At 34.2% G+C, this 15,264-nt stretch carries 13 protein-coding genes and 1 riboswitch; of the genes, 3 read left to right on the forward strand and 10 right to left on the reverse strand.

All coding sequences use genetic code 11. From position 1 onward, the window contains the following. Positions 1-40 precede the first annotated feature (40 nt). From CLV73_RS05095 to CLV73_RS05125, 7 genes are all read right to left on the reverse strand, one after another. The gene (locus CLV73_RS05095; protein WP_100375778.1) at positions 41-313 is read right to left on the reverse strand and encodes a hypothetical protein; all 273 of its coding nucleotides are present in this window, start codon (positions 311-313) and stop codon (positions 41-43) included. Positions 314-450: 137 nt separating this feature from the next. Continuing rightward, the gene (locus CLV73_RS05100; protein WP_228424232.1) at positions 451-1,599 is read right to left on the reverse strand and encodes a class I SAM-dependent methyltransferase; all 1,149 of its coding nucleotides are present in this window, start codon (positions 1,597-1,599) and stop codon (positions 451-453) included. A 32-nt stretch (positions 1,600-1,631) separates the two neighbouring features. Further along, positions 1,632-2,015 (reverse strand): GxxExxY protein, encoded by a 384-nt coding sequence (locus CLV73_RS05105; RefSeq protein ID WP_100375780.1) that lies wholly within the window; start codon positions 2,013-2,015, stop codon positions 1,632-1,634. 63 nt (positions 2,016-2,078) lie between these two features. Further along, entirely contained in the window at positions 2,079-3,230 is a 1,152-nt protein-coding gene (locus CLV73_RS05110; protein WP_100375781.1) for a methylmalonyl-CoA mutase family protein, read from the reverse strand. Positions 3,231-3,381: 151 nt separating this feature from the next. Then, a complete protein-coding gene (locus tag CLV73_RS05115) occupies positions 3,382-3,738 on the reverse strand; it encodes an FtsB family cell division protein (RefSeq protein WP_100375782.1) in 357 nt (118 codons plus the stop codon). A gap of 2 nt (positions 3,739-3,740) precedes the next feature. Next, positions 3,741-4,355 (reverse strand): uridine kinase, encoded by a 615-nt coding sequence (gene udk, locus CLV73_RS05120; RefSeq protein WP_100375783.1) that lies wholly within the window; start codon positions 4,353-4,355, stop codon positions 3,741-3,743. A gap of 149 nt (positions 4,356-4,504) precedes the next feature. Beyond that, positions 4,505-4,966 (reverse strand): Lrp/AsnC family transcriptional regulator, encoded by a 462-nt coding sequence (locus tag CLV73_RS05125; protein WP_100376994.1) that lies wholly within the window; start codon positions 4,964-4,966, stop codon positions 4,505-4,507. A gap of 154 nt (positions 4,967-5,120) precedes the next feature. Next, positions 5,121-5,304, forward strand: a riboswitch (cobalamin riboswitch). Positions 5,305-5,695: 391 nt separating this feature from the next. Here CLV73_RS05125 and metE point away from each other — a divergent pair. Both metE and CLV73_RS05135 read left to right on the forward strand, forming a co-directional pair. Continuing rightward, positions 5,696-8,011: a 5-methyltetrahydropteroyltriglutamate--homocysteine S-methyltransferase gene (gene metE / locus CLV73_RS05130; protein WP_100375784.1), complete on the forward strand. Its 2,316-nt coding sequence runs from the start codon at positions 5,696-5,698 to the stop codon at positions 8,009-8,011. Positions 8,012-8,696: 685 nt separating this feature from the next. Then, on the forward strand, positions 8,697-9,143 hold the full coding sequence (locus CLV73_RS05135) for a KTSC domain-containing protein (protein ID WP_100375785.1): 447 nt from the start codon (positions 8,697-8,699) through the stop codon (positions 9,141-9,143). A gap of 77 nt (positions 9,144-9,220) precedes the next feature. Here the strand turns inward: CLV73_RS05135 and CLV73_RS05140 are convergent, their stop codons facing one another. Both CLV73_RS05140 and CLV73_RS05145 read right to left on the reverse strand, forming a co-directional pair. After that, positions 9,221-10,021: a Cof-type HAD-IIB family hydrolase gene (locus tag CLV73_RS05140; RefSeq protein ID WP_100375786.1), complete on the reverse strand. Its 801-nt coding sequence runs from the start codon at positions 10,019-10,021 to the stop codon at positions 9,221-9,223. 125 nt (positions 10,022-10,146) lie between these two features. Further along, positions 10,147-11,040, reverse strand: coding sequence for an AraC family transcriptional regulator (locus CLV73_RS05145; RefSeq protein WP_228424234.1), 894 nt, complete (start codon positions 11,038-11,040; stop codon positions 10,147-10,149). Between the two features lie 135 nt (positions 11,041-11,175). Here CLV73_RS05145 and CLV73_RS05150 point away from each other — a divergent pair, with 135 nt between their 5' ends. Further along, positions 11,176-11,772, forward strand: coding sequence for a hypothetical protein (locus CLV73_RS05150; protein WP_100375787.1), 597 nt, complete (start codon positions 11,176-11,178; stop codon positions 11,770-11,772). Between the two features lie 298 nt (positions 11,773-12,070). On the opposite strand, the gene CLV73_RS05155 is transcribed toward CLV73_RS05150, so the two are convergent. Beyond that, positions 12,071-15,262: an efflux RND transporter permease subunit gene (locus CLV73_RS05155; protein ID WP_100375788.1), complete on the reverse strand. Its 3,192-nt coding sequence runs from the start codon at positions 15,260-15,262 to the stop codon at positions 12,071-12,073. Positions 15,263-15,264 lie beyond the last annotated feature (2 nt).

Below are 15,264 nucleotides of genomic sequence, written 5' to 3' on the forward strand. Positions count from 1 at the left end.
TTACATTCCTGCAAGACATTTTTTTATATTGTTCTACTAATTAGTGTTCAGCTTTTGGAGCCTGAGTTTCTGCTGGTTTTGCAGGAGTAGCTGCACTGTCGGTTTTCGGAGCTTCTGCTTCATGCTTTTCCGCAGCTGCTTCTTCTGTATGAGCCGCAGCAGCTTGATGACCGTGACCTTCTCCTTGTGGATCATCAGAATATCTTTCAACTCCTTCTTCAAGTTTCAGTGTATTCTTATTTCCACCAGCTGCTACTTTTTTACAGCTTACAGCAACAGTTGCAATAGCTAAACATATAACTAATTTTTTCATATGCAAAATTTATTTTTTTAAAGGTATATGGAATCGTATTATTTTCAGCTGGCAATAATTGTTTTAACAGCAGCGATTACCTACTTAAATTTTTAATTGCCCAAAATTAAGAAATCCTACATTTTTCGGCAACATTTTTATACTGATTTTAGTATTATTTTTCCTTTTTTGGATTGTGTAAAAATAAGATAGTGATCTCCCCCATCTTTTAATCCATATTTTTTCTTGATTTCTTCCGGTTTTAAAGGATAATTCTTTGATATAATATTAAACTGACTTTTCTTTTTAATCTGTTTACTATCAATTATTTCAGCCTCTAAAATTCTTCCGGGGAAATCTTCCACCTTTTCATTTGAAGTATAAAGATGTGTATTCGGATGAAGCTTTTTTACTTTAAAGTTTTCTGAAATCAAATTAAATACTCCCGCCTTTAAAATTGAGTTATTGGGAATATAGATAAACTTTTCAGGCTCAGCATATTCTGAATGAGCATTTTCTTCTTCTCCGAATTTATAGTTGAAAGTAGATTCTTCACTTTCTAAATTCACGCAATTACAGATAATCTCTTCTGATTCTTTGCTTGATAAAAAGACAACGATCTCTTTTACATCATTTTTCCATGCAATAATATCAATCCTTGAAATATTCTGCAGAACAGAGACAAGGTATTTCAAATCGATAAGCGGAGATAATTTTATAACTACTTCATCAGAAATCGAAAGTAATTTCTTCTGAATTTGAAGAATGTCCGGTGACAAATCTTCTAATAAGAATACTTTGTTCTTATTATTATCTCTTCGGGCCGGATCCATATATATTACATCAAAATTTTCTTCATTTTCATTAAGAAAATCTTCCAGTTTTTGATTGATAAATCTTGCTTTTCTACCTAAAACAGTCCAGTTATTTTCAACAATTGCTAAAAGTTCGGCATTTTGTTCAACGAGCGTAACCTCATCAAAATTTTTAGATAAATAATAGGCATCAATCCCAAAACCACTTGTAAGGTCAATAAACTTTTTACCTTTTAAAATTTCAGATTTGTAGACTGCTGTTTTTTCTGAAGAAGCCTGTTCCAGATTAAGTTGTGGCGGAAAAATAATTCCTTCTTTTAATAAAAACGGAAACTTTTTCTCCGCCACCTGCTTTCCTTTGATCTGCTGAACGATTTCTTGCATCGAAACCTCTGAAAACGGAGATTTTTTCAATAATAAGGAATGTAAATCTGTAGTTAGATTTGCATTGATGTATTTTTGGACATCAGAGTATAATAATTTATTTCCCACAGATTTCGCAAATATCACAGATTTTAAACATTTTAATCAATAATTCCGTTTATTTTTCTAATTATATTTTTGTCAATATAATCTGTATTAAAATTGACTAGTATTCCTAATTTAAAATCCGTCAACTTTAAATAGGTTAATAATTGTTTATGATGAACATTACTAATTTCTGGAATTGATTTTATTTCGATAATTACTTTATTTTCTACAATAATATCAGCAATAAAACTTGTATCTATCACAATCCCTTTATATTCAATTGGAATATGAACCTGGGTTTTCACACTTAAACCATTACTTTCTAACTCATGAACCAATACCTTTTCATAAACTTTTTCTAATAAACCAGGCCCAAGTTCGTTGTAAACAGAAAATATAGATTTTCTGATATAAAAACTAATTTCATTTTCATTCATTTGTAGAAAATTTATTTAGCTAAGCTAAAATCTGTGCTATTTGTGAAATCTGTGGGAACAAAATTACTCAAACATTTCAGCCCAACGAACAGCTTTAATACTTGTTTCGTTATATAATTCCTCAACTGTCTTTTTAACCTCTAATTTCGGGTATAAATTGACTCCAATCAGTTTTATTTTACCTTCTTCTACCCATCTTTGTTCTTCCACAGCATGATTATAGATCTTCTTTTGAATGATACCTTGTTTTAAAAGCTCCAAATAACCTCCTGCCTCTTCAATTTCTACAAATAAAGCCCATGACTTTTCAGCGATTTGCTGTGTAATATCTTCCACGTAATAACTTCCGTTTGCGGCATCTTCAAAGACATTGATGATACTTTCGTAAGCTAAAACAATTTGTTGTTTGAAAGAAATTTCTTCTGAATTTTCCGTACTTCGGTCAACCAGATAATTATTGCTGAAAACTGCATCTGCTCCACCGATCATTGCAGAAGCCAATTCCAGCGTAGAACGGATCAGGTTATTTTCATTATCCGAAACTGCTTTATTTCTCAAAGAAGTTTCTGCGAAAATGTAAGGAATTTCGTCCAAGCCATATTCTTTTGACAACTGATTGAAAACCATTTTAAAAGCTCTCAGTTTTGCCATTTCAAAGAAATAATTTCCTCCTGTAGCGATTCTGAAAATCAGTTTATTTAGGATTTCAGGTCCATATACTTCAACCAGTTCCTTTGTCTTTGCCAAAGCAATCCCCAATTGCTGATAAATTGCTGCTCCGGCATTTTGATGAAGAGAAATATCTACACAAATATTTCTTTTAAATTCTTTTGCCAACAATTCTTTTACCAGCTGATCATTAATCACAGCTTCTTTTTCATCAAATACATCAATTAAAGAAAAATACTGATCTTCTTCTTTTGGACTGATATGTCCCGCCAAATCAACATTATTAACAAAAATTGTTTTCTGTTCCAGATTTTCTACATTTTGATCCAAAATAAAGGCAAAAACATCTTCCTCTAGACTTTCGTGGTACCTTGCCACCAAATGAGTACTTTCTTCTATTTTTGGCAGGTTTACCAACGGTTTTTGTACCGAATCATAGTAAGGTTTCACTTGGATCCCTTCCAAATTGTCCTTGGTAAGAACGGAATAAATATCTTCTGTTTTAAGCTGTTTTTTTACTAGATTTTCCCAGGTTGTATTTGACATTGGTTATGGATTATTTTGTGAATTGTCAATCATCAATTTTGTTTTACGAGTGAATTATGAATTGACACATTCTGACATTCTTTTTATTAGATTTTTAGATTGAAAAATTGACAAGCAAAGCGAATTGTTCATTCACCATTCACTTCTTAAATTATTTTTTCGCAATATTCGTACTATCTACGACCAAAATAAAGATCTCTTCATTCGGTTTTTTCATAAAATAATTTTCTCTTGCGTATTTTTCTTTTTCAGATTTATTATTCATCAGTTTTTTATAAAACGCGTCATTTTTTTCGTATTCGGTTTTATAATATTGAAGCTGGTCTTCGTATTTGTTAATTTCCCCATTCAGTTCATTAATTACCAAAAACGAAGTTTTATCAAAGAAAATCATCCACACCAGAAACAAACAAATGGTAAGCGTATATTTATTCAAAACATATTTTTGAATAAGCTTAAAAGTTTCAGACTTAGGCTGGATGTCTTTAATAAGTTTGTTTTCTTTCATTTCTAATGTTTTCTCAACGAATTTTTAATAACAGTAGTTAAAAAATCAATCGCCACGGAATTTTGCTTCATATTCGGGATAATAAGATCTGCTTCATTTTTTGAAGGCTCAATAAATTCCTGGTGCATCGGTTTCAATGTTGTCTGATAACGGTGCAGTACTTCATTCAGGTCTCTTCCTCTTTCCTGAGTATCTCTCCTGATCCTTCTGATCAGTCTTTCATCAGAATCTGCATGAACAAATACTTTTAAATCAAATTCTTTTAGTAATTCTTTGTTCGTAAGTACCAAAATTCCTTCTACAACCAATACATTTTTAGGCTCTACAGTCACATGATCTCCGGTTCTTCCGTGTGTTACAAAACTATAGATTGGCTGTTCGATCGGCTCATTGTTTTTTAAAGCTTTCACATGTTTTATCAACAAATCAAAATCGATGGATTTAGGATGATCATAATTTAAAGCTTCTCTTTCCGTTAATGTAAGATTATGATTATCATGATAGTAATTATCCTGTGAAAGGATATTCATTCCTTCGATATCAAGCTGCTGAATGATCTTATCAACAACCGTAGTTTTGCCGGATCCTGTACCTCCTGCAATTCCTATTACAAGCATTCTTTTTTTGTTTCTTTATAGTTTTTACAAATATACTATTTTAGATGAATGCAAATAAAATAAATGAGAATCTAAAATTTCAAACAGATGAAAACTAATGCATAATTTTAAAGTTATCAGATATTAATAAGAATTAGCAATATTCAAAATTAAATATTCACCCCATGAATATTTTTCACCTCTGCCATCACAAACGTACTGTGTGTACTTCCGATAGAATCTACAGAGCCTAATTTATTAAAAACAAAATCCTGATAGTGCTTCATATCTCTTACCTGAACTTTCAGTAAAAAATCAAAATCTCCGGAAATATTATAGCATTCTGCGACTTCATCAATCTGTAAAATATCTTCAACAAATCGATTTCCGACAGAACGATCATGGATTTTCAGTTTTACCTGACAAAAAACGGTAAAACCACGATTCAATTTTTCCGCTTCCAGAATGGCAGCATAATGTTTAATATATCCTTCCTGCTCCAGTCTTTTCATCCGTTCAAAAACAGGGGAAGCAGATAGGTTTACTTCTTTCGCGAGCTCTTTTACGGTTAGTTTTGCATTTTTTTGAAGGATTCTCAGCAGTTGAAGATCCTTTTCATCCAGTCTTTCCACAGAATAATATTCTTTTTGGGGGTTCAATTCTCAAATTTACAGAATAATAATCTTTCAAATATACATAAATCGAAATAAAAATCTTATTTTAATCAATATATCCAATCAATATACTTTAATCAATATCTTTGAATCCTATTTTGTTCTTTAATATACTTCATCAAACGGAAAAGGTTTTACTTAAGGTAAATTAATAGGGAATCGTGTGAAAATCACGAGCTGTCGCGCAACTGTAAGTAACACATCAAAGTTTTTGTCCACGCATATCCACTGTGTAAACGGGAAGGATGACAATAACCGTTATAAGTCAGGAGACCTGCCTGTTCCGAATTGACAATGCTCTCGCGGTTGGAGTTTTTGGTTAGACAGATGATATTTTGGAAACGTATTGGGTTTAAAATTTTGATTTTTTAAACGCAAAGATTTTTTATGATGACTTCTTATTTTTTAAGGAGCAAAGAATTGCGACTTCTTCGCTGATGAAGCGTATGGATAAAACGTCCGCTCTTACAATCAATGAAATTGATTCTACTCTGCTCACTTAAGACGTCAAGAAAATTTAATTAAAACTTTGCATCAAAAAATAAAAATCTTATAATTCTTTTCATTAAAAAGAAAAATACGTCTTCACTATATCTTACCAATTCCCCAAAACTTTTCCCTGCAATAGCATTATGAAGCATCCGAAGAACTTTTAAAATCATTGTCTAATTTAAAAGTTGTAAGAAAATGCAAACACATCTTCTTGGCTATCCGCGTATTGGTAGCAACAGAGAACTCAAAAAAGCCTGTGAACAATATTGGGCAGGTAAAATCAATTTAGACGACCTTCTAGAGGTTGGAAAAACCATTACTCAAAGTAATTGGAAACTTCAGCAGGAAGCGGGAATTGACCTTATCCCATGTAATGATTTTTCGTATTACGATCAGGTTTTGGATATGACCTTAACGGTTGGAGCCATTCCTGAACGTTATCAGGAAATTGCTTTAAAAAAGCCCGAACTGGACGTTTATTTTGCAATGGCAAGAGGTTTCCAGAAAGACGGCTTAGATATTACCGCAATGGAAATGACGAAATGGTTTGATACGAATTATCATTATATCGTCCCTGAATTTCAGAAAAACCAGGAATTTAAATTATTCTCCAATAAAATCATCGAAGAATTCATTCGTGCGAAACAGACCGGATTCAATGCAAAACCTGTTATTATTGGTTTATTAACGTATTTACTGCTTGGAAAAGAGAAAGAAGAAGGTTTTGATAAGTTGGATTTAGCTCAAAACTTACTTCCTGTTTATATTCAGATCTTAAAGGAGCTGGAGGGTCACGGTGCGGAATACATTCAGTTTGATGAGCCATTTTTAGCATTAGATTTAACTGAAAAAGCAAAAGAAGTCTATCAGTTTGTGTATGCTGAAATCAAAAAACAGTTCCCTAAGCTTACATTTATTGTCGCAACTTATTTTGACGGCTTAAAAGACAATCTTTCACTCGCCACTTCCCTACCTGTCGATGTTTTACACATTGACCTGGTTCGTTGTCCAGAACAATTGGATGAAGTTTTGAATAATATTCCCAATACTTTAAGCCTTTCTTTGGGTGTTGTAGACGGCAGAAACATCTGGAAAAATGATTTTCAGCATTCTTTACAGTTCATTAAAAAAGCTGTTCAAAAAATTGGTTCGGAAAGGGTTTTCATCGCCCCGTCCTGTTCTTTGTTACACTCTCCTTTCGATCTGGATTCAGAGAAAAATGAAGAAACTTTATCTCCCGAAATCAAACAATGGATGGCTTTTGCGAAACAGAAAGTGTATGAAGTTGTCAATTTAAAGAAATTGGCTTCAGAAAACCCGGATTACAATACGTTGCAGATTTTAGCAGAAAATAAAAAAGCGATTGAAAACCGTAAAACATCTCCATTAATTCACAATCAAAAAGTAAAAGACCGTATTGATGTTACTACTGAAAGTGATGCCCGAAGAAACAATCCATTTAATGTTAGAAAAGAAGTACAACAGGAAGTACTGCAGCTTCCTTTATTTCCAACAACTACCATCGGTTCATTTCCACAGACAAAAGAGGTGAGAAACTGGCGTGCCAAATTCAAGAAAGGGGAACTGAATGCCGAACAATATGATATTTTGCTAAAACAGGAAACCGAAAGAACGATTCGTTGGCAGGAAGAAATCGGAATCGATGTGCTTGTTCACGGGGAATTCGAAAGAAACGATATGGTGGAATATTTCGGGGAACAATTGGCTGGGTTTGCGTTTACACAAAACGGTTGGGTTCAAAGTTATGGAAGCCGTTGTGTGAAACCTCCGGTGATTTTCGGAGATGTATACAGACCGAATCCAATGACTGTTTATTGGTCGGAATATGCTCAATCTTTAACTAAAAAATGGGTAAAAGGAATGCTAACTGGACCTGTAACGATTCTTCAATGGTCTTTTGTACGTGATGACCAACCTCGTTCACTGACCTGCAAACAGATCGCTTTAGCAATTCGAGATGAAGTCAATGATCTGGAAAAAGCAGGAATCAGGATTATCCAGATTGATGAACCTGCGATTCGTGAAGGACTTCCATTAAGAACATCCGACTGGCAGAATTATCTGAAATGGGCAGTTGAAGCGTTCAGAATTTCAGCAAGCGGCGTGGAAGATGCAACACAAATTCATACCCATATGTGTTATTCTGAATTTAATGATATTATCCAAAATATTGCTGATATGGATGCCGATGTGATTACGATAGAATGTTCCAGAAGCCAGATGGAATTATTAAATGCTTTTGCAGATTTCAAATATCCTAATGAAATCGGACCGGGAGTTTATGATATTCACTCACCAAGAGTTCCGTCTAAAGAGGAAATGGTTGAACTGTTGAAAAAAGCACAAACTGTTATTCCTGTGCAACAACTTTGGGTTAATCCTGATTGCGGCTTGAAAACCCGTCATTGGGATGAAACAGAAAAGGCTTTGATTGCGATGGTGGAGGCTTCTAGGGAAGCTAGTAAGGAGTTTGCTTTGGAGACGTTTTGATTTTTTTATTGATATTTATTTTTCAGGAGCCTTTTGGGCTCCTGTTCTAGTAATTTTTACTATATTCGAAAAACTTCAAACTTTCTTAATTACAATAGAATGAGACTTTTATTCTTGTTTCTTTTAATATCAACATCATTATCTGCACAATTAAATAATGATTTAAAAAATCAAATAAAGTTTAAAAGCTATAGGTATTTGGATAGTATTGATGTTTATTCTAAAAAATACCCAATAAACTTATTGAAGGTTCTGGATCAATTAGAAATAAAAACAATAAAACTATTGGTTCAATAGGATTCTCCATTGAAATCACCTCAAATAAAAACAATAAAATAGTTCGCGTTTTAAAATCTGAATCAACTCATTACGAAAAGTATGATGGAAAGCCTCAAAAAAGCATTATTACTGAAATTACAATATATTTTGATAATTTTCAAATTCCTTATTTAGCGAAATATATATCCAAAATATATATTTCTGGATCACTGGTAACAAGTAAAAATAAACTCTTTAATCTAAAAGAAGATAATTCAGAAAGTTCAGAGTTTAAAAGCATTGAAGCATTATTAGAAGATACAAAAAAACATATTAAATAAAATTGTTTTACATTAATAATGAATAACTTATAGAATTTCCAATTAATTTCCTTAATTTTGCACCCCGAAAATAAGGGATAGAAGATATGAAAAAAATTGGCGAGCACAGAAAACTTTTGGGAGTTGATCAGAATGTAACTTTAAAAGAGCTGAAAACCATCTACAGAAATGCGATGAAAGATACGCATCCTGATAAATTCATCAACGATGAAGCCGGACAACTGGAAGCTGAGGAAAAAAGTAAATCTGTGATTGAAGCTTACCATTTTTTAGTAAGTATCAATCCGGAAACGCAGGAAAAATACAAAGAAGAATATACAGAAACGATTACCAAATCCAATATCCAGGATTTTTATCTGGAAAAATCGATTCTTACCGTTCTTCACCTGAATGGAGTGTCATACGAATACATGGGTGTTCCGAAAAACACCTATATTAAGATGATCAATTCAGATTCACCAAGCCGTTTTGCAAGAAGACATATCTATGGAAATTTTGTTTTCAGAAAAGCGGGTGAAGTTATGCAGGACTAATTCTGAACAATCAACAGTATAGAATGAAAAACCGTACCTCAATGAGATACGGTTTTTCTTTATCTTTTTTAGAACGTTTACATTCCGTTCAGATACGTTTTTATGGTTTCTAATACTCCAAACCGGTCGTTGGAACAGGCTTCAAACCTGGCTACTTCTTTTACCGAAGGATGGGCATTTTCCATAGCGTAGGAATAATGAGCATTCTTAAGCATTTCAATATCGTTCAGATAGTCACCGAAAGCCATTGTCTGCTCCGGAAGGATATTTAAAGATTTCTGCAGCTTTTCAATGGCATTACCTTTGTTGGTGTGCTTATTCATAATATCCAGCCAGTTTTTCCCCGAAACTACGACTACTAAATCTTCATCTTCAAAATTTTTCAAAGCCGGGTATAGAAATTCTTCAGCACTTACCGGATGATAGACTGCAATTTTAAAAACCGAATCATCAACTTCCAATGTAAGGTCTTCTTTTTTCTGATTCTGAATGTAATATTTAGAAAAATACTCTACGAATACCTCATCGGAACTTTCATAATACGAGTTTTCTTTGGCACTTAAAACCGCTCTTGCTTCGGGAATTGCTCTTATTGTACGAATAATATCGGCAATGGATTCCTGGCTGAACTTATCAGCAAAAATCTCTTCATTTTTATACACTACATAACCGCCGTTTTCAGCAATAAAACCTATTTCACTTTGGATCTCTCCAAAATATTTGGTAATTCCCGACATCTGTCTCCCGCTTGCAGGAACGAAAAGAATATCGCGTTTCTTCAGTTCTTCATATACCGCTGGAAAATCCGGACTTACTTCGTATTTTGAATTCAGAAATGTCCCGTCCATATCGGTTACAATCAGCTTTATATCCTTCATAAAATTCTTTTTCTTCTTCTTTATTTCTCAAACCTTATACAAATATAGACTTTAAAATCTTAAAGATAGGTTCAGTCTTTATTATCATTAGGTTATTAATTTTAATTTTTTTTAATATGAAATTCCTAATCAATCAGATAATTAAATTCTTTTCTGTATTGTGAAGGACTTTTCCCGGTGTATTCTTTAAATGTTTTATTAAAGTAACTGAAATTATTAAAGCCGGATTCAAAACAGACGTCAGTAATGCTTAAAGGCTGTTCTGCAAGTAGTTTTAATGAATGGGTAATCCTGTATTCATTCACAAACTGGGTAAATGTTTTGTTGGTGATCTTTTTAAAATACCGGCAAAAAGAAGGTACTTTCATATTCGCAAGATCAGAAATCTGCTCCAGACTAATCTGTTCTTTAAAATGGTCTTTCACGAAATTGAAAATATGGTTAATTCTCTCATTGTCTTCCACCTGGGTCTGAAGGTAATATTTTCCGGCATTTAAAATTCTGTATTCATTGGTAGAAGCCAGTTCTTCCAGGATTTTCAGGAACCTCATCAGTTTATCCAGCGAAGAGGACTCGTGCATTTCTACAATCTTCTGCCCTATTTCTTTTTTAATATTTTCAGAAAATACAATCCCTGCTTTTGCCTTTTCCAGCAGAACTGCAATTTTCTGCATTTCGGGTAAAGTCCAGATTTCTTCTCCTAAAAAATCGGGTTTAAACTGGATTACCATTTCATAATCATTATTGGTATTTTCATTGGTCATTCCGCAGTGCGGAAGATTGCTCCCCATTAAAACCAGATCACCGTCTGAAAAATAAGAAATATTACTCCCGATTTGCCTCTTTCCCGAACCACCACACACGAAAATAAGCTCAATTTCAGGATGATAATGCCAAATATGAGACTTAATATTTTCGTTTTTCAGAAATTTTAAACTCGTAAAACTGCTTCCTATATTAGGTTTTACGGCTTCAAAGGCGGGATGGGAATGCTTCATAACACTCGGGATAAAATTCATACACAAAATTAACAAATAATATTCAAATAATTAATTTAAAGGTTAAAATAGTACATAAATATGAAAATTGTATGGTAGAATGGCATTGCTAGCTCATCTAAATTTGCAGTATTAACAAATGAAAAAATAAATAGTATGAAAAAAGTATTTAGATCAGCTTTATTAATAGGTTTTTTATCTATTTCAGCAAGTATGATGAGTAAAGACAGGGACTTTTCACTTTCATTTGGAAAAACAGAAGCAGAAACTGTAAGATTTGAAGTATCCAATGCAAAAAATGTATCTGTAGTTATTTACAACGACACTTATGGTGAATTGTTTTCTGAAGATTTAGATTCGGATAAGAACGTTATCAAGTCTTACAATTTTAAAGACCTTGATGCAGGAATTTATTATTTACTGTTAGAATCTGACCGAAAAATAGAAAAATATAAAATTAAGGTAAGCGCAGACAAAAAGGTTATCATTGATAAAAAACCTGTTGCGGAAATTATCAAGCCGGAATTTCAGGTAGACGGAAATAAAGTAAAACTGGTTCTATCTGAGTTAAAAAATACAGCAAAAATTTCTGTATCTGACTTGTCCGGTAATGTATATTATAACTCTACAAAACCGGCAATTGACGGTAAACTGGAAATTACTTTCGATTTAAACCCGAAAACTGCGGATAACTACATCATCAGTGTGGAAGAAAACGGAAAAGTGTTTAATAAAACAATCAGTCTGAAGTAAAAAAACTTCTGATAAATATTTTTATATAGTTTAATTTCAAAGTCAGATTTTCCCTGAAAATATCATCGAAAATCTGGCTTTTTTTCTTTTTGAGAATGCCGTTTTCTATTATTTGTTATCCTTTTGATTTAATTTAGTCCCAAAGCATGCAAAATAAAATGTAAGCATTTTTCTGCGGATAATATCATATCTCTATTCAATCTTTACGGACATTTAAATCCATTTTTACTAAATTATATTGACAAAAAACCGTATCATTTCTGATACGGTTTTTAAGTTAATTAAGGTTGTTATATTTTTAGTCTACGTGCTTCGGAGTAAACCCGTCTTCACTTAGTTCTCTGTGTACATAGTCAGCTTTCATTTCAGCTTCATAGTCTACTTTTTCATGTTTACCCATTCTTCTTAGAATAGAGTCAAATAAAGAGTAAACTACCGGTACAATGATCAGTGTAAGGAATAATGACGATGTCAAACCACCGATGATTACCCAAGCCAATCCGTTGTTCATCTCCGCTCCTGCTCCTTTTGCAATCGCAATCGGGATCATACCGAAGATCATCGCAATCGTAGTCATCAGGATCGGACGAAGACGTGCGTGGTTTGCCTGGATCAAAGCATCATGAGTATTGAATCCTGCTGCTTTTCTCATATTGGCAAAGTCGACAATCATAATCGCGTTCTTCGCTACCAAACCAATCAACATGATCATCCCCAACATCGTAAAGATATTCAGCGAGTTTCCGGTGATGGCCAAAATTACCATTACCCCGATCAATGCCAATGGAATTGAGAACAATACCACAAACGGATATACGAAAGAATCATATAATGAAACCATTACCAAATAAACCAATACGATAGCTGCTAATAATGCAATTCCCAACGTACCGAAACCTTCAGTCTGGTTTTCCATATCTCCACTCCAAATGTAAGTCACACCGGCAGGTTTTGTTTTCTCATTATCCATAAACATTGCAGCCCATTCGTTTGCAACATCACCTACAGGACGACCTACTACTTTAGATTTTACTTTTACAGAAGGAGCTTTATCTCTACGTTCCAACAAACTTGGTCCGGAACCCATTTTTACTTCTGCAAACTGGCTTAATCTAATCTGCTCTCCCTGAGGATTCGTAAACATTAAGTTTCTTACATCTTCAATCGACTTTCTGTTCGCATCCCCAAAACGGATATTGATATCGTATTCATATTCTCCCGCTCTGAATTTTCCGTCTGTATTTCCACTGAATGCAGTCTGCATCGTTTGTCCTACACTGGAAAGATTTAAGCCTAAAGAAGCCATTTTATCTCTGTCAATATTCACCTGAACCTCCGGATTTCCAGAATCCGTTGATAATTCTGCATCTACTGATCCCGGAACTTTTTTAAGCAATTCAAGAATTCTGTTCGCTTCCTTGTTTGCAGTTTCGTTATCCTGAGCGGTTACTACAAGTTCAATCGGTGCATTATCTGCTCCCATTAATCCGATTGGCGCTGTTTTAAATTCAACTCCCGTAAATTTCTCTTCTAATGCTCTTTTGATTCTTGCAGATTTGATATCCGTACTCTCATTACGAAGAGACTTGTCTACCAAGATTACCTGAATTTCCGATTGATACAAAGTAGCCTGAGCTCCACCAAAACCTGATGACTGCTGACCAACTGTTGTAATCATATCTACAACGTCCTTATCATTTCTAAGGTATTTTTCAACCGCTAATGTTACCTGGTTCGTTTTCTCTACCGAAGCATCTTTTGGTAATTCCATCTGAACAAGGAACTGTCCTCTGTCCATTTTAGGGAAGAATTCACCTCCGATAAATCCTCCTCCAAGTAAACCCATCGTGGTAACAATAAGCAATACGAAAGTAAAGAATACGGTTAACACTCTTCTCCAAGTATTTTTAAGGCACCATTCTAAGATATTACTGATCCAGTGTGTAAATTTCTCCAGTTGCTTTTCAAACCAAAGGATGAATTTCTCAAAAGGATTTTTTCCAGTCAAATGAACCAACTTACCAAATCTTGAAGATAACCATGGAATAATGGTAAATGAAGCCAATAATGATAATAATGTTGCAATAACTACCGTAACACAGAACTGTGCCAAGATATCAGCAACCAATCCCGAACTCATCGCAATTGGTAAGAATACCACTACAATTACCATCGTGATTGCCGTTACGGTAAATCCAATTTCCGAAGCTCCATCGTATGCTGCACGGATTCTGCTTTTTCCCATCTCCATGTGTCGGTAAACGTTTTCCAATACCACAATCGCGTCATCCACAAGGATACCTACAACAAGTGACAGCCCCAATAAACTCATCAGGTTCAAGGTATATCCCATCAGATACATTCCGATTACGGTAGCAATCAAAGACATCGGGATTGAAACCATTACGATGAATGCGTTTCTGATGTTGTGAAGGAATAATAACATTACTACAGCCACCAAAATAATCGCCAGGAATAAGTCGAAAATTACGTGATCTGCCGCTTCAAGCGTAAAGTCAGTAGTATCATCTACAATATTTACCTTAATATCCTGAACTTTATAATTATCCTGAACCTGACCAATGGTTTTCTTAACTAACTCTGAAACTGACACCGCATTGGCATCCGATTGCTTTTTTACCTGAAGTAAAATCGTTGAATGCTGGTTGTATCTTGCTACTTTTTCTACATCTTTCTGGGTATCAAAAACCGTTGCAATATCAGACAAACGAACCTGAGCTCCATTTTTATTGGAAACAACAAGATTATTCATTTCCTGAACATTTTTATACTTTCCTGAAAGTCTGATCGTAGATCTTGAAGTTCTCGTTTTTAAAGCTCCTGTCGGGAAGTCTAAGTTTGAAGAAAGAATCGCTTGCTGTACATCTGCAATAGCAACACCATATCCCTGCATTTTCTTTTCATCCAGATTTACCTGAATCTCTCTTTCCTGACCCCCTACAAGGGTAACCTGAGCAACTCCGTTTACACGGGAGAATATAGGCTCAATTTTTTTATCTAAAAGATCGTAAAGATCCTTGTTATTAAGCTTACTACTAGAAATACTCAATGTCATGATCGGTAAATCATCCAATGAGAATTTCTGTAATGAAGGCGGATCCGCATCATCCGGAAGATCTGCTAAAATAGCATTTACTTTTCTCTGTGCATCATTCAACGCATAGTTTACATCGGCACCTGTATTCAGCTGAACCATGATTACCGATAAACTTTCGTAAGACGAAGATTCTACCTTTTTCACATTTTCCAAAGAACCAACAGCATCTTCAATTTTTCTGGTCACCGACGTTTCCACCTCGCTCGGTGAAGCTCCCGGATATACCGTAGAAATGGTTACCATATTGGTTTCAAACTTCGGAATCAACTCGTACCCCATCATGGAGTAACTTAATAAACCACCCAGCGTAAGTATCGTAAACAATACGATAACCAGCGATGGCCTTTTAATGGATATTTCTGCTAACTTCATCT

Origin of the sequence: Chryseobacterium geocarposphaerae, assembly GCF_002797535.1 — a bacterium.
Classification (GTDB): domain Bacteria; phylum Bacteroidota; class Bacteroidia; order Flavobacteriales; family Weeksellaceae; genus Chryseobacterium; species Chryseobacterium geocarposphaerae.

Bases quoted from the DNA above. Each gene is read 5' to 3' on its own strand.
- CLV73_RS05095 (WP_100375778.1), bottom strand. From the start codon at position 313: ATGAAAAAATTAGTTATATGTTTAGCTATTGCAACTGTTGCTGTAAGC.
- CLV73_RS05105 (WP_100375780.1), bottom strand. From the start codon at position 2,015: ATGAATGAAAATGAAATTAGTTTTTATATCAGAAAATCTATATTTTCT.
- CLV73_RS05110 (WP_100375781.1), bottom strand. From the start codon at position 3,230: ATGTCAAATACAACCTGGGAAAATCTAGTAAAAAAACAGCTTAAAACA.
- CLV73_RS05115 (WP_100375782.1), bottom strand. From the start codon at position 3,738: ATGAAAGAAAACAAACTTATTAAAGACATCCAGCCTAAGTCTGAAACT.
- udk (WP_100375783.1), bottom strand. From the start codon at position 4,355: ATGCTTGTAATAGGAATTGCAGGAGGTACAGGATCCGGCAAAACTACG.
- metE (WP_100375784.1), top strand. From the start codon at position 5,696: ATGCAAACACATCTTCTTGGCTATCCGCGTATTGGTAGCAACAGAGAA.
- CLV73_RS05135 (WP_100375785.1), top strand. From the start codon at position 8,697: ATGAAAAAAATTGGCGAGCACAGAAAACTTTTGGGAGTTGATCAGAAT.
- CLV73_RS05140 (WP_100375786.1), bottom strand. From the start codon at position 10,021: ATGAAGGATATAAAGCTGATTGTAACCGATATGGACGGGACATTTCTG.
- CLV73_RS05145 (WP_228424234.1), bottom strand. From the start codon at position 11,040: ATGAATTTTATCCCGAGTGTTATGAAGCATTCCCATCCCGCCTTTGAA.
- CLV73_RS05150 (WP_100375787.1), top strand. From the start codon at position 11,176: ATGAAAAAAGTATTTAGATCAGCTTTATTAATAGGTTTTTTATCTATT.
- CLV73_RS05155 (WP_100375788.1), bottom strand. From the start codon at position 15,262: ATGAAGTTAGCAGAAATATCCATTAAAAGGCCATCGCTGGTTATCGTA.